This window comes from Legionella pelazae, assembly GCF_052527395.1.
Genome location: NZ_JBNVZS010000001.1, coordinates 490,687 through 516,131, shown reverse-complemented (window position 1 = coordinate 516,131; position 25,445 = coordinate 490,687). Strand labels below are relative to the sequence as shown.

Genomic DNA, 25,445 nt, shown 5'->3' with positions numbered 1-25,445 from the left:
TTAGACCCCTTTATTTTCAGGTTTTAAATAAACCGCACCATGTTTTACGGTAGATTGTTCATGATCATCACCTGGTAAACCTTTAGCAATATCTTGAGCGCGAATATCCATTAACAATCCTAATGTCTCTGTCATCATCTTTTTACGAACTTCATTTTCAAAGGCAAGCGAGTGGACATCATCATCAAGTTTTTTAAGGGCAAAGCGAACCATGTCTAGAGCAGGCTTTAAGTTCTGGACTTCTTGAACCTGTAGACCTGCTTGTAAAATACGTCGCATCATGAGTGCTTTGTCTAGCATGTTTTGCACGGCAATTTCTTCGGCAAGCTTAGAGACAGTTAAGATTTGTTTTTCTCGGGGCATGCGCTGTAGGGTCATGATAATTTCATCGGTAATCATGAGATTTGAAGCGCTGACCAGTTTTAGTTTTTCTTCAGTTAAAGGCCACTTTTTATCGACTAATTGCCAAAGCGCTTGAGAAACATTATTGGTGCATGTATTGCTGCTATCACAACTTTGTAATAAGGCAGAAAGACCGAGTCCTGCTTTAGCATCGTGATTTGCAGTTTTTGCTTTGTCATCGTTAGCGCTGACATGAATATCGCCTAAAACTTTAACTGCCCAGTTAGCAGCCTCGAGCGGGCTTTTCCAAGTTTGAGTTAAAGGTATTTTTGTCGTAGGTGCTTGTTGATTATCAAGCGGCGTTCGATTAAGTAAAATATTATAGCCTGCAATAACTACATCATTAATGACTTTAATTGGCCTTTGAAACTTCCCACCAGCGTTGCCCTTTTCACGACCTATCCAAGGTAGGCCATACTCTTCTCTTTTTTGAGCAATCGTTTTTGCTGTTTCACGTACGTCAACATTATTGGTTTTAGCACGTTTAGCTGCTTCAAGCCAACCTTGACTATCTGAAATAGATAGCATACTTTCCATTGGAGATTGGCCTTCTTCTAAGGTTTTTTTAACGTCCTGACAATCTTTAACTTTAATTGAGAATTCATTTTGAGCGCCTGCCGCGGTATTTTGTAACACGTTATAAAGAGCAGGCATAGATTGTTGTAATTTATAGAGGGGAAATCCAGCAACTGCGCCTTTTAAATTTTCAATAATGCCAGCAGGAATATTCATCGCAGAAGATTTCATATCTTGAAAGGTATTGGTAATGGAAACCACGGGATTAAAGCCATTGCAAGTAAAGCCTAGTCGCCCATTAACGTTACCCCCAATTGTAATGGTTTGGTCATTATTAACGGGCGGTATATACAAATTAGAAGTGCCGCCTAATTTATAATAATACTCTGATTCATTCGGAAGAAATGAGCCTGCAGTAACAATGAATGAGGTCAAACTACTTATAAGAAAAATGAAAGGTTTTTTCATTGCTACACCTACCTTTTTTGTGGTTTTTTAACTTTAGGAAAGGATAAGGACGGTATGTATTTACCACGATGCGTTACACAGCCACGATATTTACGCCAAACAACAAACACATAATTGCCATTGCCATCTTTTTCATCCGCAATACCAAAATCATCTGCCTTGGCAGCGTTGATATTGCGATTTCTAGGGTAAACTTCTTGCCAAATTACATTTTTTTGTTTGGGGTCAAAAATCACATTAGCAACTACACAGTTTTTGCCACAGGTGTTTTTAGTGCCTTGAACAACATGTAAACTGTTTTTATTGGTCACGATATCAACCGCATGCATGGCCGCCACTACTGATGCGCGAAAACGTGAAGGTTGGGTTATGCGCATCAATCTTGGAATTTCATGACCCCAAAGTTGGGTTGAGCTGCCAATATCATGATTAATGAGTAAGTGTGGGTGAGTCAGCATATAAGCTATTTCTGCTATTTGTGTTCTGTCAGATACAGCATCTGCCTCACTAATATAATAGGGATAGCCAAATTTAGTTTCTGCTTTGTGCGAAAGATACGGTAAGCGATAGAGGCCTGCCGGACTGCCAATCACATCAACTACGCGTGTACGTTCGTCATTAATGTGCATACTTGTGATTTGGTTAGCATCATCACCAAAACCTAAGTCAGAGCCTGTCGCTAATTTATAAGTACGTTGGTAGAGCGCCTGACTTGCTGGGTTTTCATATAAGGCCTTGGCTTCAACCCACGGATTAGTTTCGGGCTGATTCGCAACCGTAACAATTAAGTCAGGTAAAAATTGTTCTACTGCTGGAGAAGCAATTATTTTAGGCGGAAATTTTCCAACAGCCCATGTACAGCTGCCAATTATTTTATAATGGGAATTTTGAAGTGTTTTACTCAATACGCGAGTTGCAATAGTGAAGGTATTAATCGGATGTGGCGGCTTAATGCTTTCTTTCGCTTGTAGTGCTGCAATATTAAATAACGGTAAGGAACTAATCATTATAAAAGCAGTCCTCTTGATATAAATTTCGGCTTTGGTTTTCCAGGCGATGGCCAATAATTTCAGCAGCTTTAAGGACGTCATGTTCTTTCTCCAAAGTATGGCGTTCTGCTTTTTCAGATTTTTCATTTAAAAGCAGGGCTAGGAGGTAGCGGGGCGGAATGACACGAAATAACCCTTGATAGCGTGACCCTAATAACACCGCTTCTGCATACAAGCCCTTTTGCGAATCAATATTACGAATAAGGGCTTCTTGCTCAGGCGTTAATTGTTTAAATCGTTTAATATCAGCAAGCTCATTTTCATCAAGGCCTAAAGTAATCCATGTTTCAATAAGCGATAATATTTTGGTGGCTTTGGCTGAATTCATGTCAGCAATATTTTGGGTAACAGGGATAAGCCATAACCCAAGTTTTCGAGCGACTTTAGCAATTAAAGTCGCATAAGCCACTATCACATCAATTTCAAATTGCAGATGCGCTTCATCGATGATTAAAAACATGGGCCGTTTATCATCTTGAGCACGTTCTGCCATAGCCAGTATTCGTGGAAGTAAAGAGACCATCACTAAGGCGAGTTTTCCTTTATCATCTTTAATGGCTGAGATATCAATATGAAAAATATCAAAATCATCTAGCGGCTCAGTTGGGACGTTAAAAAATCGTGCTTTACTATTGTTAATAACATAGCTTTTTAAGCGGTCGGTCATGTCTTGAATGCGGTCTTTTTTGCGAAGTGATGTTTCTTTCGCAAGCCTTCTTTCAAAGGCGTTTAATACATGCTCCGTTAGCATTTGTGGAATGCCCGTATTAGCTGAGATCATAATGGCATCACTTAGAATTTCAATAAGTAACGTTTCATCAGCTAAAGTAAAGGATTCTTCCTCACGGACATTGGCTTCAGTAATCATGGTACGTAACGCAAGCGCAAGTTCTGATAAATAACTGCGCGAATCTTCGCTGCAAGCAAGCTCTGCCCTTGAAGCAGGCTCTGATTGCTTTTGCTTTAATGCTTCTAAATGTTGAGCTACATCTTCATAGCGATTGGCTTGTATTTCAGGAATGGCTTTATAAGCATCACAGAAAGGATTTAAAGGGACGGCTTTGTCTTTTTGATTTGAAAGCAGCAATTGCCTGGCTTTTTTGCCATGGGCTTTGCAATGAATGAGCATACGGTCGAAGGAATTGCCCATTTCAAATAATACAATGCGCGCATTTTTAATGGCCATTAAGGAGTTAATCATCCAGCCAATTAATACTGATTTACCCCCTCCTGAATTAGCAAAGATAGCACAGTGAGAATTTTGACTAATAAAATCATTATGCAACACATCAAATAAAACAGGCTCGCCTAATCGATTGAAAAAAGTAAAACAGGGCAAGTGTTTTGCCCCTTGGTTGCGCCCATAGACAGGTAGAAGGGCTGCTAATTCTGATGCATAAAGTAAGCGGTCAAAGCGTAAGTATTGGCGTGCAAATTGAGGAACAAAATTAAAAGGTAAAGCACAAAGATAACTATTTAAGGGGTGTAAGTCGTATTGAGACGAAATTAAAGGCATTTTTGCCTCAATAAATAAATCTTTTAGTTCTTTCTCAATTAGGTATGCCTTGTTTTCCGTTTCTGCTCTGTAAAATACCGCTTGATTAACCCAAAAGAGACGATTGCCTATAGCTAATTCATCCCGCGCTGTTTTAATATCTTGCTTCACTTGAGAAGGTTTTAAACTAGTACCGATAATGCCTTTTTCTAAACGCATTAAATGGGTATCGAGTGCCTCATCATTACTAAAAATAACTTGAATCGTATAAGTAGCGCCTTCAGGAAGTTTATCGAGTAGCGCATAACGATGTTTAGGATTGGCTTGAGGTCTCTCGCAGGATAGTAAACCAATATCAGGTGCTTCTCTTAAGCCATCAATATATAAAATACGGTGGTAGATATTATCAAAGATAAAACTTTGAGTATTACTTTGCGGTGGCGTAAAAAATACCGCTTGAGCAAGATTATAGCCTGCAGGTTTTTTATTAATTGGATAAGGAAAACGTGCTAATAGTTTATCAACATCGCCATTTGTTAATTGAGGGTTAGGATTAAACCAACGCAGCCACCAGTAATAATAATCTTTTCCTGTTAAGCGTTTTAATTGTAATCCTGGCGAGCGCAACTTACTTTGAATTTGCGCCATGACTTCTTGATGTTCAGCCAACGCTTTTTCGCGTGTCGTATTGATCTGTTGATACAACCGATAAAATAAGACACGAATTCGCCTTCGCCGGCCACGATAGGGCATGTTTGTTTTTGGATCATGAAAAAGACCTTCCGGCCTTACCATCTTAGTCATTAAATCATCAAGTCTTGCGAGATAATCTTGGGTAAAGGAGGATTCAGCAAGATTTGCTTCGAGGTAAGATTCAATGTGGTTTAAGACTGGCTTTAGGCTGTAGTCATCATTAACATACATCTGCATAACCCAGGGATCTTCTTTGTAAAGTGGTACTACTGAAGCAAAGGTTTCTTTGACTTTTTGAAAAATAGCTTCTAAATGCTCAGGCGCTGCCGCTTCCGCAGGAATGCTGGCAAGTTCAAAGCCTGAACCAATACTAATACCATCTTGCAATAAGAACAGATTTTCTTTATCACAGAAATCAACAATGGCCCACTGGTCAGGTAGTGAAGGGCGTTTATCTTCATAGAGAGCTTTGACGGTTTTTTTAGTCTGCGGTGATCGCGAGGCTTCTCCAATTAGCCAATTACTTAAGGAGTTTATTAATGGCTTCATAATTTTCCTTAATAACGTTCAGAGGCAAGTGCAAATTGATTTTGTTTATAAAGAAAAAAGCTAGTGGTATATCCCGGTTTTATTAACTGTTCATCACCAATTAACATTACATGTGGAAAGATATAAATAGGAATTTGTGGGTTATCTAGAGGTTTAAATAACGCCTCAATTTCATTAGTAGCACTACGCGTATAGCCTTTATATTGAACAGGTCTTTTTACTTTGACTGTCCAACGTTCACCTGGATTGTCAACGCTTTGCTGATAAAGTTCACTGACTGTTAAACCACCTTCAGGTAATGGACTGGCTGACTTTATCGATGATGCACAGGCACTTAAAGCAAGCGCACTAGTGCAAACTAAAATCATGTAATGTTTTTTGCGATTGACCATAATCTAATACTCTCCCGTTAATGTCTTTATCGAGGTGAATGGTTTGGGTAATATGAAGGTATAATTGATTAGGTTTATATCCTGCTGGTGTTAAGACGCTTGCTGGTACAAACACCATGTCGAAACTACCTTGAACACGTTTTTCAACCCACTCAGCCCCTTTAAGTGAGCTTTGTGATAAAGCACCACCGGCTGCATAACTTCCTATTGAGCCTGTCGGTATACTGGTTGCCCCATCTGCATTAGCGGTATAAGACATTTGTGCTTGTGATAAGGCATTACCAAACCCCTTAACACCGTCTGCCGCCATTAGTGCTGTTAAGACACGTGGGGCATTAGTAAAGTACTGACCTTTGATGCAAGGACTGCCAAAGGCATTGGTTAAATAGCCTAAGCTTTCATTGTTAATAAGGTCTGTGGTATTAGACAAGTGCTCTTTACCTACGGTGACAAAATGACCATCAGCAAAAACAAATAATGCAGAGGTGACATAAGCGCGTACGCAACTTAGGTTATCGAGAAATGATCCCACGCCAATGGCATAGCCATTGACCTTCATTCCAGTGATATTAGGTGGTAGGGCAATGCCATTAGCGGCCATTAATTCACCACGATTAATGATGGCTGAAAAAGGGAAGAGAGGCTGCATGAGTTTGCCTTCTACAGGCACTTCTCCTATTAAAGCTGAGAGTAGGGTGGTATGGCTTAGATCAGCGCCTGCTGGAATGGTGTAATAGGGGATGATATTCTTTTCTTTCTTTGTTTCTGGCTTAGTCGGGTTTTTTGAACTGGTTTTTTGATTAGCTTTTAGGCGTTCCCAGTAAGCGAGCTCCACTTGATTACTTTCTTGCTTGATTATTAATTGGTCGATATCTTTAATATTATTATTCTCTGATTTTGGCAATTTTGGATTTTCAATAGGATAAGTTTCTAAGTCGCGTTCTTGAGACGATTTTAAAGTGAGCAATTGTTCTTTTAATGCATTAATTTCCTTGATTAATTTATTCTCTTGTGAGGATTGTTGTCTTGAAGAGATACTATTTTCTTTTTGATTCAACTCTAACTTTGTGAGTTTTTGTTCTGTTTCTTGTAAGCGAGCAGCTACATCACGGATGTTGTCATTAAATTGGCTCGCAATAGCTTCATTAAAATTGTTAGTATTAGTCGGCTGCTCTTGTGCTGTAGATGCTGGACTGTAACTATGGTTAAGAAGGATTAAAGTTGTGACACCAACGACACTTGCTGTTAATACCTTTAAACTTAAATTCTTTTTCATCGTACGAACTCCGGCTTACCCTCTAATGCATCACTAAAAGGGCGCTCTGAAATTAGAAAGGCTGTGGTTGAGTCATTCTTGCCGCGTGGCGCTAGGATGTTAGTGGGATAAAAGGTGACTGTTTGCCAATGGCCTAAAAGACGACGGGGATCTAGAATGACTTCTCTTTTTAAACCATTTTTTAATTCAATTGCTGTTACGTATAAACTTTCAGCTTGCCAAGAAATTAAAGGGCGTGCGTCAACGCTAGCTTCATAAACTAGATTAACAAACCGCCTTGTTTGCATAGGTACTCTGTTAATCCCTTCAGGCATGGTTAAAAGTCTTAGGGGTGCATAAAGGGATTGGATGGCAAACCGAGTTAATGTGATGGCATTGAAATCAAAATCTGTGGTATTTGCTGCACTAGCTTGCTCTGCCTTGTAACTTTCAAGCAATATGTCAATCGGTTTAGTTGCATTGACTGAATCTGTTGTCGATAATGTTAAAATAATAACCTCACCTTGAGGCATTAATTGCACCAGTAAACGTTGATTTACGAAAGGCTCTTTGGCTTTGATATAAAGGCTATCTTGAACTTTTAAGATGGCTATTTTGTCAGCTGCCTCATTATCAATAATACTAATGGGCTGCGCAAAATGAATAAGCCGTTCTTCATTTAAAGATAGTGTGACAGGAATTGGGGTTTTGTCCCATAAGACATGCTCTGCTTCGAATGAAAAAGCATTAAGGCTAATAGTACATAAGATTAAGGTAAGTAAAGTTTTAAATTGATTCATGTGACTTATCCTCTAATGAGTTAGCAAGCAGATCTTCTAAAAGCATTTCAGGTTGGGTGTAACCATCTAGGGCTAATTGAAATGGGTTTTCAAGGCGGGATAAATTCACTTTCACTACACGCACATGATAATCTACAACTTTATCGGCTATGACGATTGGGCTTTCGTTTTTGAGCCGTTGTGTGATGCGTAAAATAAGATGGACTTCCCACGCGTTATTTCCTAATGGCTTTACATCGCCATTTTCAATAAAGCGATAGAGGCTCGCTATTTGCATTCGATTAAAAAGTTGCGCATCCTTATATGCTTTAAGGGTTTGATCTAATAGATGTCGATGACGCGGTGTAAAGTAGTAATGGAAGCCAGCAAGTTGGGAAGCAAATTCTTTTTTACCGCCGTTTGACCAAGTATTTAAAGCAGGAATTAAGGTTGCCACAAAGCCTTGAATATATTCTGCTGGAATCTCATTGGCTTTAACTAAACCACCATTAGCAGCCATTGAAGGAGCTAACCAAAATTCAAAGCGTTTAGGCAAAGAAACTAGTGTCATGATTAACCCTAAAATGATAGCCAGCAGTAAAGTACTAAGGGCTAATAGCAATCGATTGATATGATTTAAACTGTCAATTGTTTTCCAATACTTAAATCTCATGATTACCTACTAATTTGCTGGTTTGCCAAATTCCTTGATAGTGGAGGTAAGGAGAACGCTTAAGGCCTAATCTTGCAAGGCAGAGAATAGTTCTTTTCATCACATAACCATGAGGTTTGCCCGCTTTAAGACGAGCAATCCGTTTAGGAACAAGAGTTATGGCTAAAATAAAACCTAATAAAAAGCCGACACATCCTAAGGCTAGCGGATAATTTAAAAAGAACCCAAGGCAGGCTAGTAGGAAGCTAGTTGCAGGGGTAACGATTAAAACTATCCAAAATAGTTCACGTAAACTTAGGCCCTTATAAGCTTCATAATCATGTGAAAGGTGCCTTGAGGAGGGTCGGTTCATCATGTACTTCCTAAATTTTAAATTTGGTAATCATGAGATAACCGACGTATCCTGCAACAATACTAATAGCAAGATAGGTAATACCCATGACGGCAAACATACCAAATGACACCATCGAGCCGTCATTTTTCTTGGCTTCTTCAATGCCATGCTGAACAGTTGTGATGAATTTAATAAAGCTAATAACAGACGCAATAAACAACAAAAGTCCAAGCCCTTGTTTAACGTAGTTGCTCGTCACTGCCATCAAGCTTTTATTTCCATCACTGATATCATCTGCATTGGATACTTTAGGAAACCAGTTATCGGCTAGCAAAGCTGGCGCATAATTTAAACCAATAAAGGTAAGACCTAGGCGTTGTGTCCATTGTCTTACTTGACTGATTTGATGTTTCATAGTTAATTCCCCTTAACGATTAAAATGAGTATGAAAAGACATAGTCCTATGACTAATCGCACTAGACGCGAGCCAAGAACAACGAGGAATCCTTCTTGCGCTTTTTCTGCGCTATCCATGAAATGATTAATGCACCAAATAATAGCTATGATGGTGAACATAATAGCGATAAAGCGAATACAGCTAGAGAAAGAACTGGCTGCTATGTCTCCGGTAGCTTGCTTAAAGCTCTCTGCAAATGATTTCGCAATATCGATTTTGCTCATTTATTACTTCCCAATGAAATCAAGAGCCAGTGGTTTAATAGTTTTAGGCTCTATTGCTGGTTTATTAATGTAATCAATTAATGCACTGCGAATTGCTAATAAATCTTGACGTAATCCTAAGTGAAGTGAGCCATCAGAGCTTTTAAATGAATCAATATGTAATCGGACGCGAGTATTAGGCTCAATTTCATTTTTTGCTTCATCTAGTAAGGGCATAATGGCGTTAATCTGGTTGATAACACGCACGAGAATTTGATTTAATTCTGTTTCACTGGCATAGAGGCAGGTACTTAAACTTAGCGTAAATAGTAGAAGCCATTTTTTCATTTCATCTTCCTATAAATATTTCTTAAATCTGCTAGCTGTTATTGAAACCATTACACTTAAAAGAATGCTCACGGGCACAAAAACAAATGCAGGAGTTACACTAACAGGCATCGCAAACCACAAAACTAAGAGAAGGAATAAACTGCGTTTAAAATAATGATTTAATCGATGGAAAACGTAAGATGATTCTCTTCCTAGGGATGCTGTACGAATTGCCCTCTGGTTTAATCCATCGATTAAGCCTGCGATTGTGACAAGTACAAATAAGGGAATACTCGCTACTAGTATGATGATCTTGACGTACATTACTGCAGTGGTTATACAGATAAGACTCCAAAGTTGCTGGATTAACTTAATTATTTTAATAAAAATGTTGTCGAGATCGGAATTTGTATTAGGAAGCAACCTATTCAATTCATTTTTTACTTTGAGATAAGTGTTATCTATTTTATCTGCTAGCTTTTGTGTAGGCAGTGCTCTTAACTTAGATTCAATATATTGAGTTATTTGGGCATCATGAAATTCTTTAATCGTAAATGCTTGTTGTTTGGCTAATTGATAAGTGCGTTGCCAGGCAGTATTGAAATTCTGTAAGCTCCATAGGCTTAAGGCCCAGCCAAATAAAATTAACCATCCTAAAAAGGTAAGTAGAAGTAAATTTAGGCAAAAGCTTTTAGAACGAATTTGTTTGACCCTTTCTACTGCCATAGTTCATCTCCATGCAAAATAAGGGGATAATGCTTTTCATGGAAAATAGCTAAGAGATCATCAACATTTGCAGGTAGTAAGGGAACGTTTGCTAAGCGTTGGAACTCTTCTAAACGACTAGAGCTATCTATGTTGGTAATAAATCCAAGAGCATGTTTTTCTTCTAATTCCTCGGCGTGTTTTTTTAGCCAATCAAAAGAGAAAGGATCTCCTCCTAGAATAAAAATAGGCTGAGAGAATTGAGTAAGCTCTATTTTACGCTTATTCACTTGACCTACTTGGGCGAGACTTGTCGCAGGTAAGCGGGCATCTAATTTCTCTTCTAATTTGAAAGCGTCTCTATTGGTTTGTTCTTGTATTTCTCCAACCGGATAGGCAAAACATAGAGTCACTACTAATAAACTACCTATAAACAGCACTACTTTTTTCATCTAAAATCTCCCTAAATCGACTATGCTAGATTTGCCATCTTTGGATAGGAGCAGGAGAGGAGTTAACTTATGTTTAATTGTCAGGGCTCGAAAATTTAGTTCGCCATGATTAAGAGTAATACGTCCACTATTCACTAGTTGCTGTGAAAGTTGATGTTGATTCGCCCATAATTGAATAGCCATATCATCACTTTCTAAGAGCATGATATGTAAAAAAGTGTTAGGCGTTGTGTTAATCGCATCAATTAAACTTAGAAGAATCGATACAACAGATTCATCAGGTTTAATAAAAAGATAAAGGATATCGCCTCCTGTTAATTGCACAGGCTTGTGCGCATAGGGAGAAAATGGAGTTGGATCAAAATTGCCTACGACAGGAACATTGGCGAAAAGTTCGTTATAGGCTTTATAAAATGCATTATTCCAAGCAATGTTTTTTGCTACTTTCTGCGCTTCTTGCGCTGCTGCAAGAGTAGCAAAGTGATTGCGTTCTGCTTCAGTACGGGCATTAAGGCCAAGGATGTCTATAGGATTTAACCGCAAACCTTTATAGTAAACCTTACTTCTATTTTGCATGAGAAGGACATAACGTTTCTCTTCTTCAAGGGTTAATCCCCAAACCTGCGCTTCATGGAGTTGCGCTGGATTTAAAATAAGCTTATCGAAGTTTTGATCCGTAGTTATGTCATCTTGATTGGTTGTTAAGCCTGCACGTCCTAGGGTTTTATCTTGTATTGCTAACGTATTTAAATTTTCAGTCTTAATATCTGCGATTTTAATTTCAGCTTGTGCCACTTGAGTTATCAGACAGAGAATTAAAAATACTTTAGGCTTAAACATGCTGCTCTCCTTTATCATCTAATTGAAGGACAACATGCTCTTTATTTTTATTTTCAAACTCTGCAAATTGTTTAGCAAAATCAATATGAACAACTTTCCAGCTAACTAATGAATCGCCTTGTTCTAAAGGGATTGTTTTGAAATCGTAACTTACACTAGCAACGCTTACTTGCTGTATGCTGTCAATGCTTAGAAGTTGGAAAGGTAAAACTGAAGCAGGAAGATAGTGGATTGGATTTTGTTTTCGATCTAAAGCATTAACGACGTGATAAATGCTTTCTAATTTTTGTGTTAATGCGTTGCAATTATCAGCTAACAATTGACTAAGTTGATTTCCTTCATTTGCCTTAAAGTGCTCAATTTTATTAATTAGAGAGTCCAGTGTCTGATTAATTGATGTTAAATCAGCTTTTTCATGAGGCTGCTTTATTACTTGATAGATATTCGTGAGGTGAGATTGGATTTCATTTATTATGATGTTATTAATTCTTGTGTCTTTAGCAAGCTTTTCAGTATTGTTACTAAAAATAATCTCTGCTCTAGCCAGCATCAGAGTTAAGGTTATAAAAGCTAAATAGTTAAAGTACTGTTTAAAATAGGTCATATTAATAGTTACCTTTTTGTTGATAAACAGGCCTTAGACGGAAATTAACTTCACGTTTTAAAGGATTTTCTAATAGGACAAATACTTGTGAGCCAACCAGTACTTCTAAGCCATCTCTAATAGACATAGGGCCTAGATTCCTTTGAGTTTGCGGTAGTTTTTTATTCATCACCGTTTGCAATATACTTGGTTGATTTTCTTTAGGTGCTAACTTATAGCCAGAATATTGCAGCCAATAATCAACTGCATCGGCAATGGTGGTAATATTCTGCGAGAAGCGTATTTGCTGAATAGCTGAAAGGGGATTGATTTGTGCGGGTAAGGGTTTGTTAGCTACGGTTGCGTAGCGATTAATTTGCGTTACATTGGCAGCTTGTGTCGCAAACCCAGAGGCACTTAAAGCGATAAATAAAACTACTTTAACTTTAAACATATACAAAACCCCCTGCCAAATTTATATTAGGAATTTAATTTTGTTCGGTAACTATTGGCTGCTTAGCAAGCTGTTCAAGGCTTTCTCTTTTCTTAAGAAAAATCTCTTTACGATCAACATCAATATCGTGAGGGGCTTGGATACCTAGAGCAACTCTACCTCTACGGATATACAAGATCTTAATTTCTATCTGCCCTTTATCGATTAAAATCTGCTCGCCAGTTCGGCGGGTGAGTATAAGCATGAATAACTCCTTAGTTAACGTTTTAAAATACCTAGCATGGCTTTGATGTTAAATTCTGCTACCTCTATTAGAGCTCGTTTAATTGTCTCTTCTTTAGGTTTGCGAACTATTTTTCGATTAGATATCGATTTGCAGCATTCAATAAATTGCGGCAAGCTGGGTGGGAAAGGATGACGCTCACGAAAGGTAAGTAGTGCCTCTTTAAGAGTGAGGTTATCAAAGCGTTTTAAACCGGAAGACCATTCTTTTCTGCTAATTTGAAGGGACTTTTCACTTTTAAAATTACTCCACCAGATATGTCCATAAATTGCGCCTAATCGAGCGAAGAGCGCATCAATGCGTTTATCTTGATCATCAGTTGCAGTTGAAGGGGAAGACATTATCCGCGCTTGGTTGTCTTGACTTGTCTTCATCAAAGTTGAAGTCAGTGCTGGTGCAGATTTGCCAGAAAAAGTCATCTGAGGACTTTTTTCGAGAATGTGTTGTATTTTTTGCATGGTTACGCTCCAGAGTTGTGACAGGGGTGAGTTCGTCCTTCCAGCAGTGCTGTGCAAGCCAGTTGGCAGGGTACTTCCAAGGAGGAACCCATATTCCTGCAAGCTCTAATTCATCACGATTTTTAATTTGTGCGTTAAGGGCAGTTAATACTTCTCGAAGCAAAGCGTTATCAGGGTTAATTTTTAAAAATTCTTCTTCGGCTTTGTCCTTAGATTTTTTTAGTGGATAACTTACCCAAAATTTTTCGAATTTTTCTAAAAAATATAAATAATTATTATCTTTATGAGGTGTGTCGGCTTTTTGGAATTTACCTATGTCGGCTTTTAAGTGACTAACTGTGTGTTGGTCAGTATTTTCAAGGCTTTTAATAGTATTTAAGGTGACGGTTTGGGCTGACGGCTTTGTGACGGCTTTTTTTGGAATAAAATTCTCCACCGAGGCTAACAAACATTTTAAAATTAATTTCTCGCTAGTGGAGTGCATTTGAATTAAGCCAGCTCGCTCTAGTCCTGCAAGTGCACGCCTAGTTTGCGCCCGGGAGTAAGTTACACTTTTTATTCCTTGATGAGATGCAACAAATAGTTGCTCGGCAATAGATTGATGACTAATACCCCGATCAAGTCCAACAAGTCCTGTTTTTACATTCATGTAAGGTCTAACTCCTCTTAAATAAGCGAGCTGTTGTACATGGGGTAGTTCGTACAGAGCCGCTAATTCTTCTCCATTAATCATGAAGTACATTGCATCCTCTTCAATTTTGTAGTCCAATAACACATCATTTCGGGTACAGAAATGAATAAAAGTTTTTATATTGAGCTCGATTCGTATATTAATACTCAATTCGAGTAATTAAAATTAGACATTAACACATATTGAGAACTAGTCAATATCTGATATGATATTTTTGAAGTGAATGGATCCCGGGTGACTTATGAGTATCAAAGAGAAAATTGGAAAGCGTATTAAGGATGAGCGGACAGCCCAAGGCTTAACTAGAAAAGCATTAGCTGAATTAACGGATGACTTAAATGTATCGCGTATTAATAATTATGAGCGCGGTGAGCGAACGCCAGGCCCAATGGAAATAAAGCAGCTTGCTAAAGCATTAGAAGTCTCGCCTGCTTTTTTAATGTGTTTATCCGATGATAAACAAGGTGCTTTAAAAAAATCGCCTGGATTAGGCGCTTTAATTCCAATTTTAACTTATGAGCAGGCTTGTAATCCAATTCAGCGTATTAATGAAATTAAGGAAGAACAGTATTCAGAAAAAGTCGATCTAATTCCGATAGGGTCTAGATTGGGCGAGCGAATAAGCGAATATGCTTTTGCTTTAGAAGTAAAAGATGTAAGTATGATTCCAGAATTTAGGATAGGGGATATTCTTATTGTTGATCCACAAATTTTACCAAAGCCAGGTGATTTTATTGTCGCCCAGCTTAATGAAGATAAAGACATTTTAATTCGTAAATATAAGCAGCTTTCTGCTGCAAAGATAAATCCTGAATTTGAGCTAATTGCGCTGAATGAGGATTGGGCAAAAATATCAGTTAATTCGGATATCAATATTAAGATTATAGGAACAGTAGTTAGCTTAAATAGGACAATTATCTGAAAGTAGTTATTAATTAACTCCCTTAACGTTAATTCTTATTTTAGGAATTTATAAAGAAGAGATCGATTGAGAAAGCAAATGACAATTATTTTAGAAACGAAAAGATTAGTTCTAAAAACAATGACAGCCAAAGATTTATCTTGCTTATTTAATCTACGCTCTAATCCTATGGTAATGAAATTTATTGGTAATGGTAAAGTACAAACAAAAGAGCAAGTCAAAGAATTTATTAAGCTTGCTCCAAATTATTTTAAAGAATATGGTTTAGGATTTTTTAATGCGTTTAAGAAAGAGAATGGCGATTTTATTGGTCAGGCAGGATTGATTCATTTAGGATTTGATGTTAATCAACCTGAAATTGAGCTTGCATATCGTTTGCTTCCAGAATACTGGCACAAGGGTTACGCGACTGAATTAGCGAATGCTTTAATTGAATGGGGCTTTAGAGAAAAAAAGCTAGCTCGAATTGTTGCTATGGTTCATCCTGAAAATGAACAATCAAGGTGGGTATTAGAAAAATCAGGTATGAGCTATCTTGGAATAATTAATTTCGGTAATAATCCAGTTCCTTGTTATGAAATTAAAAAAATCATTCTTTCTCTAGACCAAATACAATTACAACCTGCTACTATAGATGACTATCCCATAATTCAAAAAATGGCTTCTTATTATGCCTATGATTTAAGTGAGTATATGCAGTGGCCTATCGAGGAAACCGGTGTTTATGATATTGGTCAGGATTATATACGTTATTTTAAACAGGAAAATACCTATCCTTTTTTGATTCGTTACAACTGCGAGCTTGCTGGATTTGCTATTATCGATAAAGAGGTAAGTGATATAAATAATGATTACAATATGGCGCAATTTTTTATTATTAGAAAATTTAAGGGGCTTGGATTAGGTAGGCAGATTGCCTTTAAGTGCTTTAATCAATTTCAAGGGCGCTGGGAAGTTTTTGTAATGCCTGGTAATGAAGGTGCTTATCGCTTTTGGCGCAAAATTGTGGGTGAATATACTAATCATAATTTTCAAGAAGTAAGTCGTGAAGTGAACCAATATCCTCGCAATATTTTTACATTTGAGAGTAACAAAGAAACAATTGACTATTAAATAGGATTTGAAATTAAGATAAATAGGGCGTTATAAATTTATAATTTAAGCAAGAATTTAACTACCTGATATAAAGTAATTTAACCAATGAAAAAAGCACTATCTCTAAATAAAATAACACCTGATTATAAGAGTATTGATAGTGTAATTGCTCTTAGTATTGGCAATGCAACTAAAAGCAAAATTAGAAAGATTTTGCAAAATTACAATCAGCAGGATCATTACTTAATTGGTGGGTTTATTGAAAACCATCTTATTGCAATCATTGGTATTTATCTGGAAGGTAATTTAGGCGTTATTAAGCATCTTGCTGTAGTTGAGTGTTATAGAAGGCAGGGAATTGCATGGCAATTAATCAAAGAAGTTATCCATTCATTTTCATTAAAACAGTTAAAAGCAGAAACGGATGATGAAGCAGTTGGATTTTATCAGCAATGTGGTTTTAGATGTTACCCTATAGCTAGCCCTTATAAAAATCGATATGAGTGTTTATATAGTTTAGATTTAGATTAATAGGGAAATTATAGCTTTTTAGGATAATTTTATTTAGATTCATTCTTTCACAATAAGAAATGAACAGTTAATTAAATATAATACTTATGGTTGTTTGCATTAATTTTTATAAAGAGCAATTAGGTTTAGAAGATGCGACATTTGTGCATATTCAGCACGATGATACGATGGTTGCCATTGTTTATAAAGTGATATTCCCCTTTAGCTCGCCACTTATTCTAAAGATAAGTACACGCTCTGATGACTATTATCGGGAAGACTATTTTCTTAATTATCTTGCTAATAAATTACCAGTACCGCATCTAGTTGCGAGTATTCCGCCGTCTGAGAATTCATATGGTGCATTGTTAATGGAATGCTTGCCTGGTGATTTGCTTAGACAGTCTGATTTTTTGGTTATGGCTTATCGAGTTGGTGTACTGTTAGCCGAAATTCATGCAAATTGTGTAGAAGGCTATGGTGATTTAATTCATGCACCCTTGAATTCTAACCCATGCAATCATTTTATGTTTAAATTTGAAGAAGGACTGACCGAGTGCGCTACCCACTTACCGCAAGATTTACTTGAGCGCTGCCGTTATTATATTAATGAACAACTTTATTTGCTTAAAAAAGTAGACGGGCCTTGTATCACGCATCGCGATTTTCGTCCTGGGAATATCCTCGTTGAGAATAATAAAATAAGTGGAATAATTGATTGGGCTTCCGGGCGGGCTAGTTTTGCTGAGGAAGACTTTTACTCTTTAGAGCATTCACGATGCTTTTCTTCACTTGAGGCTAAACAATTATTTTTGCAAGGTTATGCCAGCGTTCGGCCTCTACCTGATTATGATAAAATGTTGCCAATTCTAAGTTTAAGCAAGGTAATTGGTATGATTGGTTTCATGGTTAAAACAGGAACCTGGAACACAAGCCATAAAAAATTATATCAATATAATTACCAACTTCTTGAACAGCTAATAGCTTTTAATAAGAAAGCTTAACCATTTCTATTTTTACCTAATAAAGTTTAAATATTTATAGGCTAATTAACATTAAGAATTACTATTACTAAATAATTTGTACATTGGCGTCATCAAATAATACCGGTAGTAAAGAATGGTAGTAGAAACAATAGCACCTTTCATTTATGAAACTAACTATTAGCAGGTGAAATATAATTTCATAAAACCTTTTTCATATAATAACGTTTATGACCCTCTGGACAGTCATCTAGAGTACCAAACACTTCGTATCCGTGTTTGAGATAAAAATCTTTTGCTTGAAAATCAAAGGTATCAAGGTGAGCTAAGGTTGCACCTAATTGTTTAGCCTTTTCTTCAACTTTGTTAAGTAAAATTGTACCAAAACCTTGATTACGGTATCTTTCTTCAACAAAAAAGACACTGATATAAAGGATCTTCCATATATAAACGTCTGAGCAAATACCTGCTATAGTCTCATCACCATTTTTGATCGTAACGTTTATATCAATGACTTCTGGCTTTTGTGTAGCAGGGACACATGATTTATTAAACTCAAACAACTTTTGATCCACAATTTTAAATGAATCTTCGGCATTTAGTTCCAACTTATAGTTTGTATTTGGTACATACAAATCGAAGTTAGCTGTGCTCTTTATCCAATCTCCTATCTTCCAAGCCACTTCCTTTAAGTCGAGCTCTGTTGTATCAAGAATCTGAATATTAGCTAAATCACTATAATTTGTTAACTGGTTGAATCGACTAAAATCCATGATGCTTGCCGCAGATTCTTGAATAACATGCACAGCCCATTTTGGATCTTGATGATGCATACGAAGCCACGCAGACCAGTTAAGCATATTCTGATCTACGCCATAGGTGTTACGTTTCTTGAGGCGCTGAATACGTTCAAAATCTCTCACATCTAAAAGACAAAAGTTAATTTTATCAATCTGCTTGGCAGAAGGGCTGCTTAGGATTTCACCTAAAACGATTTGTCCTAACAAACAAGCATCTTTGCTTTCGCTTAGTAATTTTTTGATCCATTTTTCAGTTGACTCCTGACGCCATTTTTTATCGGCATTCTCAGGAACACCAATATCGTCAAAATCATAAACGGCAATATTATCGCCCAAAAGCTCTTTTAAATGTGGCATTACTGTTGTTTTACCACTGCCACTAGCACCACCTATAAAATATAATTGAGTCATGAGGTTAATCCTGCCTTGATTGGAACTTAAGATATATCCATTAGATTGATGAGAATCATAAGGAACCTTGTACACTTTTCCAAGTAATCGTCATAGCTAAATCCTGACATGGCTATTCGCCAGAAATCTAACGCCGGTTTATTGCTATAGGTCTAAGTTTTTTACCATATACACCATATTCCATTCATACCCCTTCGGCTTTAAATCAAAAAGAGCATGAAAACCAACTGATTGATAGAATAAGTATGTTTTAAGATAGTTCTCTTCTGATTCAGAAGGACTTAGTGTTTCAACAGTTATGGTTATAGCGCCTTGTGTTTTAGCAAAATGACAAGCTGCTTCAATTAATTGTTTACCTATACCTTGACGATGAAAATCACGTTTTACAGCCATCCAATAAATATTGGCATTATTGGGGTAAGGAAAATCAATCGAAACTAGACCAATAGTGTTATCTTCATCTTTCGCTGCAAAATTAGTACGTGTTTTTACACCTATTGCATAGTGCTTGTTAGCTTCTGGTAAACCAAAGTATTCAGGTAAATCTTTTGTAATTGTTTGACACGTGGCTTGAGCCAATTCACCCGTTATTTTTTCAATTTGAATCATAAAATCTTTCCTACCGCAATATCTCGAGCATCCCCTTCATAGCCATCCGGATCATCAAACGGCATATCGATATAACCATTATTTCTATAAAAGTTTAGCGCAGCCGGTGAAGACTCAACATGCAAGCTATGATAGCTCTGGTCTTTGAGCCACTTTTCGCATAAAGCCAGGAATTGGCTACCGTATTGATGGTTTCTTTTAGGCTTATCAATAACGATAATCCGTAGTGCTGCTCTGTGATGAGGCCATAGTTGCAAGTGAGCATAACCAATGATGTCACTTCCTTGACATAAAACAAAATGAACATGAGCATTATGCTCAAAAGTCCAAGTATAAGGATCTGAAAGCCCAGCTGCATCAAAAGAATAAAATTGCCTAAAATAGCGTACTTTATCCCATTCGCGTGGCGTTAACGCCTTAACCACTCTTAATCCATTAAATCCTGCTTTTTTATCAATGGTTGTAATAAAGTTCTCTTTTCCCAAACAATAGGCGTTAATATCATAGGGGTGTTGACGCGCTAACTCTTGTTTTAAACGTGCATAAGCTTCTTTATCTTCTGGATGCATTCTCATCCAGTCCCTAAATTTTAAATGCCGCTCAATTTCGGAATTTCCAAGCTCAAAAATATGGACATGATGTGTTCGTTGATTACCACCCTTTTGGAAATAGCGGCGGAAAGGAATGCCATATTCTCCTTTTGCTTCATAGCCAAGCGCTTGCATGGCAGCATTGGCGTTTTCTACCTGGGTAATATCTAACACAACAGGAATCATATCAATCACTGGTTTTGCAGCCAAACCAGGTACGGATGTTGACCCAATATGATGAATATCGATGCAATTATTACCTAACGCTTTGGTAATTCTCTCTGCTTCTTGAACGAACTGCATAGGCCAACTAGTATTGTAAGGTACAACTTCGATACGTCGTTGCTCTTGTTTAGCAGACATAACTTAGTCTCCTTCTTGAATATGCTTATTCATAAACTACCTCATTAGCGAAGTTATTCTGACGTTCCTCATTTTGCTTATCTGGCAAAAAACCACCAACTTGAGCATTCCAGAGGGTTTTATACAAACCATTTTGCTTAAGTAATTCATGATGTGTGCCATCCTCAACAATGTGCCCTTTATCAAAAACTAGTATTCGGTCCATCTGTAAAAGGGTTGATAAGCGATGTGCAATAACCAATGTTGTTTTTCCTTGCATAAGTTCCCAGAGACTTTCCTGAATCGTTGCTTCGGTGATGGAATCGAGCTGGGAAGTTGCCTCATCGAGTATTAAAATGGGTGCATTTTTTAAGATGGCACGCGCAATGGCAATACGTTGACGCTGTCCGCCTGAAAGTTTAACACCACGCTCGCCAACTAAGGCGTCATAGCCTTCTGGCAAGAGATGGATGAACTCATGAGCATGTGCTTTTTTGGCAGCTAAAATAACTTCTCCATCAGTAGCATCTGACTTGCCATAACGGATATTATCTATAAGACTGCGATGAAAAAGAGTTGGGTCTTGCGGAATCATGGCAATAGCTCGCCTTAAACTCTCTTGAGTAACGCCAGCTATGTCTTGACCATCAATTAAAATTTGGCCATCCACAACATCATAGAGTCTTAAAATGAGATTCACAAAAGTTGATTTGCCGCTTCCAGAAAAACCCACCAAACCTACTTTCTGACCAGGCGCAATTGTGACTGATTTATTTTGGAAAAGACATTGCCCACCATGGTAGTGAAATTTAACCTTAGAAAACTCAATGCTTCCTTGAGTAATTACTAATGGAGCCCCTTTATTTTTATCTGAAATGTCGTGTGCTATTATCAAGGCGTTTAAGCTTTGTCTTGCTTTCCCTAAGGCTTGGTTAAATTGGTCTACTTGGGACATGGTGTACCACATCATATGCCCCAGTTCCATTGAAATACCAAGGATTAATGCAAAATCACCAATACTAATCAGCCCTTTGCTATACAAGTGGATTAGAGTAAAGGAAGCCAAACTCATCATTACTGCAATCATCCCACCTTGGACACAACATAATAAAACAATAAAAAGCTCTTTTCGTTGAAACGCTTTTTGCACTAAATGAAAGAAATGATTCATTCGATTTACTTCATAACGTTTTTGTGAAAATAGGCGAATATTGGCTTGATTAGATAGGCTATCTACCAATTGGCCAGATAACTGTGATTCTGAACTGGCATAATCGTCAGACAGTCTTACTAAACGCCTGGACATCCAAACGCTAAACGATGCAAAAGCAATGAACCAAAGTAATAATATGTAAAAAAACAAAACATTGACAGAATATGCCATAATAAATGAGACAATCAGCAGGGATGAGCCGCGCAGAAAATCCATCGATACGCGGTGTAGAATAATTTCAATATTATCAGCAAGGGTTGTGATTTGATCGGCAATGCGTCCCGATAAATTATCCTGAAAAAACTGCGAACTTGCTCCCAATACATACTCAAACGTTTGGCTAATAATTTTGTTTTTGATAGACGCTTGGTATTTATAGTTTAAATACCCAAGCGTTCGCCAAGTAATATTATCGAAAATAATAAAGTTCGCTACCAATAATACAGCTATCCAATACAGAGAAGACATATCAATGTTTGCCTTCGCTGTTAATGTATTGATGAAGGATTTCACCAACAAACTATTAAATGGCCCCCATAATCCAGCTAACACAGCAAGCAGGATAAACAGAGAAACGATAGCTCGATAGGGCTTTAAAAAATACCATATAAAAGAGCCTAAGTGATTAGGCAAATCATTAGCTTCAAAATTGGTTTGAGAATGAATAAGACGTATGTCTTTAGATAGAATTGATTTGTGGTTCATGATTTACTCTTAAGTATGTCTGTTAGGACATTAAAAAAACAAAAAAGTCAAAAATGACTTTGTTCGCTTTGCCCTATAGATTGGGCGTACTTAAGATGTAATTTCCATGACGATATGAACCTATTGTTAAAACATGTTCTCTAATTAACGTTCAATTTTAAAATAAGGTTATTGGGTATGTCAATATTATGTCCAAAATTATTTTAATTTTCACACGAATTTCCTTAACATGCAGACATTATAGAGTAAACTGCAGTACTATTATTTCAAGGTTGCAGCGGGATCTGCTTATTTAATTTTTCCTTGATATTAAGCTAGTCAAATCATCAATGAGTTTTTCGTAAATTCTGAAGTTCTTATTATCTAAAAATTAGTATATATAATAACTACGTTATTGATTAGTTTGAAAAGAAGATGAATTTTCTTGTTTTACCGTATCTGCCTCATTCCGAACACCGTCCACAACATTTCGATATCTTTGATTTACTTCTCTAGCAGACTCTAAATGGGTTGTATTGGTTATTTCATTTACTGAATGATTTTCTGATAATCCTTCTTGAGACTTTTGTAAAGGGTGGTTATCGAATTGCTTAGGAGGGCCCTCGATAAAATCAATAATTACTTGATTGCCATTAAATCTTATTCTAAAAGATTGATCTTTCTCAGGTAAAAAATCAGTCTCTGATACTCTAACAAGCTTTATTTCTTTACCAAATTGCTCCTGAATTAAATTACCTTCTCTAATAAATAGTCTTCTCTGTTCATTATATTTGTTTGTTAACATGCCTTCAAAATGTTGTAGTGGTTTCTCAAATGTCTGCTCTTCGGAAGTAGGCGGGTGAGCTTGATTAAACCATTCTAAACGGAGTCTAGTGGATTCGTGATTATTTGAAAACTCAAGCGCTTTGGTAAACTTATCTCTTGCAAGGTCAAATTTTCCTTGATTTTCGGCGATCAACCCTTCAAGCGTATTTTGCCAAACTGGATTGCAGCCTTGAGGATAATTAGGCATACGTTTAAATAGCTCTTCTGTGTTACCAATTGGCGCTAAATCAGCAGAACTGAATAGCTCGTTTGCAATTCTCATTCCATTTTCAGAATTAGTAAAAAAAACAGCACCTTTTTTATGTGTTACATTAATTGCAACAAAGGATTTTGTATTAGGGTTTTCACCATACTGGTAGGCGATTATCTCATCTTTGTTATCTTTATTTTTATAGTTATAGATATGCCAACCTAAACCACAAGTTGGAAAACTATCAGCGCTCGTTGGCTTAAATGCGTCTCCCATATTCTTTAACCAAGCCACCATTAACTTTGAAAAATCCTGAGCTGTTGTTATTAGGGAGCCCGCCGCATGCACTGGCGGGTCGCCTATATAAATATTTTTTGGTTGGCCTAGTTCTGTATGAACTTTAACAATAGTGGGCGTGTTCTCTGATTGAGGCAAAAAAGTTGAGTTTTCCATTTCTAAAGGGTCAAACATATACTGTTTTGCTAGCTCTTCTAAGTTTTTCCCCGTTGTGGCCTCAAGGACTTTTTGTAAGTAAAGAAAAGATTCACCTGAATAGGAATATTCCTCACCTGGTTCTGAATTAAATGCCAAGGTTGAATGTGGGTTAACCCCTACATTTGGCAAGCCTGTGGTATGGGATAATACATGTTTAATGGTTAACTTTTTTGCTTGTTCAGGATATTTTCCCTTATCCACGAATCTCTCATATTCCAAAACATTATCTAATTGTTTAACTTGTTTCTCTAATTGTGTAGTTTCTTTTGGAGCCTCATCTAATTGCTTGCGCACTTCGAATTGTTTTTCCTTGACGATCTCGTAAATTGGTTTATCCAATTTAATTTTATTTTCCTCAGCCCATTGTAATACTAAATAAGTAAATACAATTTTGCTAAGGGAGGAGGCCGGAAATTGGGTATTATTATTTACGTCAGTAGCGGGGGAGTCGGCGTTTTTTTTGCCAAAAGCTATTGCAGTACTTTCAAATTCAGTGTTGTTTTGCTCTTTGGGCTCAACATAAGCATAGCTTATGGCTGGTATATGAGCAGGTACTGTTATTTTTTGTAAAGTATCAACAGACGGATTAGGCATACTGTATTAAAAACAATCTAAATATATATTCATTATAAAACAAATCTTTGTGACTGGTAGTTGCAGTCTTTACCGCTACAAGTAAACTTATTTTAAAGAGTGTATCGCGTTTTTTTTATTAGATTAGAAGCAAAGATTAGTTATTTGCTTTCAATTTTTAATAAATGTAAGTCTAGTTTAATTACTCTCTAAATCATTTTTAGGCCTTGGTCCTTTCGATATATCAAATGGATTGGGTGATTTATAAGTAGCATCCGCCGCTTCTTTCACATCAACTTTTTGGTTAGTAACAGGATTCGCCTTATAAGCAAGATCAACTTTTTGGTTAGTAACGGGATTTGCCTTATAAGTAAGATCTGCATTATAGTTATTGTTTGGAACAAGGTTTTTATTCAAAAGCTTAGTAACGAATTGATCATATAATTTTTGATCGGGGATACTAATTTTCAGGTCATTCCCTTTTCTTGAGACGTTAATATTTTGTGCCTTGACTTCCTGAGTAAATAGTTTGAGTTCCTCTTCAATTTTATCATAAAGCTCATTTAGATCCTTTTCATCTTTATCTTCGAGAGATTCATCAGCTTTAACATGGATCAATCCCTTTCCCAAATCTAATGCCATTGAAAATACTGCAAAGTCACTATTAAAATTATAAAGGAAATCATCTTCAGTTTGCCAAACTTCACTCTGCTCTAGGTAAGAGGATAATGCTCTGACTTCTAGATTTGTAGGTTTAAATTCTGGAGTAGGCGCATTATCTTTTTGGGATGTTTCACCTTTATTACCACCACCACCGCCGCCTCCGCCGCCATGACCTTTGCAAACAGTTGAGCCCATTGCACGGCACATACTGCAAGGATTGCTATCTAAAGCATTTGCTCGCTCATCCTTTCTCTTTTCTTTAGTTTTTGCATTAGTTGGCATTTCGCACTCCATAACATCATCTACTTGTACTTGTTCAAATTTTAATATATAAGCTTGCGTTATAGAGCAATATTTTTGGTTTTTTACGAATTATTAACAAATATATTGTTACGGTAAGGTTTCAAACACTTACTTTATTCAATGGCAAGATAATGTTTAAGCCACGGCCGTCCTTT

Annotated in this window: 29 protein-coding genes; 4 read left to right on the top strand and 25 right to left on the bottom strand. The window is 37.0% G+C overall.

Features of this window, described 5'->3' with window-relative positions; all coding sequences use genetic code 11:
* From ACQUW5_RS02325 to ACQUW5_RS02235, 19 genes are read right to left on the bottom strand one after another with little or no spacing between them, the layout of a single operon-like run.
* Nucleotides 1-1,386: an integrating conjugative element protein gene (locus ACQUW5_RS02325; protein ID WP_444989581.1), complete on the bottom strand. Its 1,386-nt coding sequence runs from the start codon at nt 1,384-1,386 to the stop codon at nt 1-3.
* 8 nt (nt 1,387-1,394) lie between these two features.
* A complete protein-coding gene (locus tag ACQUW5_RS02320; protein ID WP_444989580.1) occupies nt 1,395-2,393 on the bottom strand; it encodes a TIGR03756 family integrating conjugative element protein in 999 nt (332 codons plus the stop codon).
* Nucleotides 2,386-5,172, bottom strand: a complete 2,787-nt coding sequence (locus tag ACQUW5_RS02315; RefSeq protein ID WP_444989579.1) for a conjugative transfer ATPase — start codon at nt 5,170-5,172, stop codon at nt 2,386-2,388. Before ACQUW5_RS02315 ends, ACQUW5_RS02320 begins: the two co-directional genes overlap by 8 nt.
* A gap of 8 nt (nt 5,173-5,180) precedes the next feature.
* A complete protein-coding gene (locus tag ACQUW5_RS02310; RefSeq protein WP_444989578.1) occupies nt 5,181-5,564 on the bottom strand; it encodes a TIGR03751 family conjugal transfer lipoprotein in 384 nt (127 codons plus the stop codon).
* Nucleotides 5,521-6,840: a TIGR03752 family integrating conjugative element protein gene (locus ACQUW5_RS02305; RefSeq protein ID WP_444989577.1), complete on the bottom strand. Its 1,320-nt coding sequence runs from the start codon at nt 6,838-6,840 to the stop codon at nt 5,521-5,523. The genes ACQUW5_RS02310 and ACQUW5_RS02305 overlap by 44 nt, the downstream gene beginning before the upstream one ends.
* The gene (locus tag ACQUW5_RS02300) at nt 6,837-7,619 is read right to left on the bottom strand and encodes a TIGR03749 family integrating conjugative element protein (protein ID WP_444989576.1); all 783 of its coding nucleotides are present in this window, start codon (nt 7,617-7,619) and stop codon (nt 6,837-6,839) included. Before ACQUW5_RS02300 ends, ACQUW5_RS02305 begins: the two co-directional genes overlap by 4 nt.
* A complete protein-coding gene (locus ACQUW5_RS02295) occupies nt 7,606-8,271 on the bottom strand; it encodes a DUF2895 family protein (RefSeq protein ID WP_444989575.1) in 666 nt (221 codons plus the stop codon). The genes ACQUW5_RS02300 and ACQUW5_RS02295 overlap by 14 nt, the downstream gene beginning before the upstream one ends.
* On the bottom strand, nt 8,261-8,623 hold the full coding sequence (locus ACQUW5_RS02290; RefSeq protein WP_444989614.1) for a TIGR03750 family conjugal transfer protein: 363 nt from the start codon (nt 8,621-8,623) through the stop codon (nt 8,261-8,263). Before ACQUW5_RS02290 ends, ACQUW5_RS02295 begins: the two co-directional genes overlap by 11 nt.
* 10 nt (nt 8,624-8,633) lie before the next feature.
* On the bottom strand, nt 8,634-9,020 hold the full coding sequence (locus ACQUW5_RS02285) for a hypothetical protein (protein ID WP_444989574.1): 387 nt from the start codon (nt 9,018-9,020) through the stop codon (nt 8,634-8,636).
* Nucleotides 9,021-9,022: 2 nt separating this feature from the next.
* Nucleotides 9,023-9,286: a hypothetical protein gene (locus ACQUW5_RS02280; RefSeq protein ID WP_444989573.1), complete on the bottom strand. Its 264-nt coding sequence runs from the start codon at nt 9,284-9,286 to the stop codon at nt 9,023-9,025.
* A gap of 3 nt (nt 9,287-9,289) precedes the next feature.
* A complete protein-coding gene (locus ACQUW5_RS02275; RefSeq protein WP_444989572.1) occupies nt 9,290-9,613 on the bottom strand; it encodes a hypothetical protein in 324 nt (107 codons plus the stop codon).
* A 9-nt stretch (nt 9,614-9,622) separates the two neighbouring features.
* Entirely contained in the window at nt 9,623-10,321 is a 699-nt protein-coding gene (locus tag ACQUW5_RS02270; protein ID WP_444989571.1) for a TIGR03747 family integrating conjugative element membrane protein, read from the bottom strand.
* Nucleotides 10,312-10,752, bottom strand: a complete 441-nt coding sequence (locus ACQUW5_RS02265) for a PFL_4695 family integrating conjugative element protein (protein WP_444989570.1) — start codon at nt 10,750-10,752, stop codon at nt 10,312-10,314. The genes ACQUW5_RS02270 and ACQUW5_RS02265 overlap by 10 nt, the downstream gene beginning before the upstream one ends.
* Entirely contained in the window at nt 10,753-11,592 is an 840-nt protein-coding gene (locus tag ACQUW5_RS02260; RefSeq protein ID WP_444989569.1) for a TIGR03759 family integrating conjugative element protein, read from the bottom strand.
* Complete coding sequence (locus ACQUW5_RS02255) at nt 11,585-12,196, bottom strand: hypothetical protein (RefSeq protein ID WP_444989568.1); 612 nt, start codon at nt 12,194-12,196, stop codon at nt 11,585-11,587. Before ACQUW5_RS02255 ends, ACQUW5_RS02260 begins: the two co-directional genes overlap by 8 nt.
* 1 nt (nt 12,197) lies before the next feature.
* Nucleotides 12,198-12,629: a PFGI-1 class ICE element type IV pilus protein PilL2 gene (pilL2, locus tag ACQUW5_RS02250; RefSeq protein WP_444989567.1), complete on the bottom strand. Its 432-nt coding sequence runs from the start codon at nt 12,627-12,629 to the stop codon at nt 12,198-12,200.
* Nucleotides 12,630-12,663: 34 nt separating this feature from the next.
* Nucleotides 12,664-12,873: a carbon storage regulator gene (locus ACQUW5_RS02245; RefSeq protein ID WP_444989566.1), complete on the bottom strand. Its 210-nt coding sequence runs from the start codon at nt 12,871-12,873 to the stop codon at nt 12,664-12,666.
* Between the two features lie 14 nt (nt 12,874-12,887).
* Nucleotides 12,888-13,253 carry a Vir protein gene (locus ACQUW5_RS02240; protein ID WP_444989565.1) on the bottom strand — a complete coding sequence of 122 codons (366 nt, stop codon included), beginning with the start codon at nt 13,251-13,253 and terminating at the stop codon, nt 12,888-12,890.
* Nucleotides 13,228-14,139 (bottom strand): hypothetical protein, encoded by a 912-nt coding sequence (locus ACQUW5_RS02235; protein WP_444989564.1) that lies wholly within the window; start codon nt 14,137-14,139, stop codon nt 13,228-13,230. The genes ACQUW5_RS02240 and ACQUW5_RS02235 overlap by 26 nt, the downstream gene beginning before the upstream one ends.
* 163 nt (nt 14,140-14,302) lie before the next feature.
* Here ACQUW5_RS02235 and ACQUW5_RS02230 point away from each other — a divergent pair, with 163 nt between their 5' ends.
* From ACQUW5_RS02230 to ACQUW5_RS02215, 4 genes are all read left to right on the top strand, one after another.
* Entirely contained in the window at nt 14,303-14,983 is a 681-nt protein-coding gene (locus tag ACQUW5_RS02230; RefSeq protein WP_444989563.1) for a helix-turn-helix domain-containing protein, read from the top strand.
* 78 nt (nt 14,984-15,061) lie between these two features.
* A complete protein-coding gene (locus ACQUW5_RS02225) occupies nt 15,062-16,096 on the top strand; it encodes a GNAT family N-acetyltransferase (protein WP_444989562.1) in 1,035 nt (344 codons plus the stop codon).
* 87 nt (nt 16,097-16,183) lie between these two features.
* Nucleotides 16,184-16,609: a GNAT family N-acetyltransferase gene (locus tag ACQUW5_RS02220; RefSeq protein WP_444989561.1), complete on the top strand. Its 426-nt coding sequence runs from the start codon at nt 16,184-16,186 to the stop codon at nt 16,607-16,609.
* Nucleotides 16,610-16,695: 86 nt separating this feature from the next.
* The gene (locus tag ACQUW5_RS02215) at nt 16,696-17,592 is read left to right on the top strand and encodes an aminoglycoside phosphotransferase family protein (RefSeq protein ID WP_444989560.1); all 897 of its coding nucleotides are present in this window, start codon (nt 16,696-16,698) and stop codon (nt 17,590-17,592) included.
* Nucleotides 17,593-17,771: 179 nt separating this feature from the next.
* Here ACQUW5_RS02215 and ACQUW5_RS02210 read toward each other — a convergent pair whose 3' ends face one another.
* The 6 genes from ACQUW5_RS02210 to ACQUW5_RS02185 all read right to left on the bottom strand — a co-directional run bounded on the left by ACQUW5_RS02210 (nt 17,772) and on the right by ACQUW5_RS02185 (nt 25,269).
* On the bottom strand, nt 17,772-18,782 hold the full coding sequence (locus ACQUW5_RS02210; protein WP_444989559.1) for a GNAT family N-acetyltransferase: 1,011 nt from the start codon (nt 18,780-18,782) through the stop codon (nt 17,772-17,774).
* Nucleotides 18,783-18,926: 144 nt separating this feature from the next.
* Nucleotides 18,927-19,391, bottom strand: coding sequence for a GNAT family N-acetyltransferase (locus ACQUW5_RS02205; RefSeq protein WP_444989558.1), 465 nt, complete (start codon nt 19,389-19,391; stop codon nt 18,927-18,929).
* Nucleotides 19,388-20,344 carry a GNAT family N-acetyltransferase gene (locus tag ACQUW5_RS02200; protein WP_444989557.1) on the bottom strand — a complete coding sequence of 319 codons (957 nt, stop codon included), beginning with the start codon at nt 20,342-20,344 and terminating at the stop codon, nt 19,388-19,390. Before ACQUW5_RS02200 ends, ACQUW5_RS02205 begins: the two co-directional genes overlap by 4 nt.
* A gap of 25 nt (nt 20,345-20,369) precedes the next feature.
* Nucleotides 20,370-22,241, bottom strand: coding sequence for an ABC transporter ATP-binding protein (locus ACQUW5_RS02195; RefSeq protein WP_444989556.1), 1,872 nt, complete (start codon nt 22,239-22,241; stop codon nt 20,370-20,372).
* A 391-nt stretch (nt 22,242-22,632) separates the two neighbouring features.
* Entirely contained in the window at nt 22,633-24,345 is a 1,713-nt protein-coding gene (locus ACQUW5_RS02190) for a serine hydrolase domain-containing protein (RefSeq protein WP_444989555.1), read from the bottom strand.
* 177 nt (nt 24,346-24,522) lie between these two features.
* Nucleotides 24,523-25,269: a hypothetical protein gene (locus ACQUW5_RS02185; protein WP_444989554.1), complete on the bottom strand. Its 747-nt coding sequence runs from the start codon at nt 25,267-25,269 to the stop codon at nt 24,523-24,525.
* Nucleotides 25,270-25,445 lie beyond the last annotated feature (176 nt).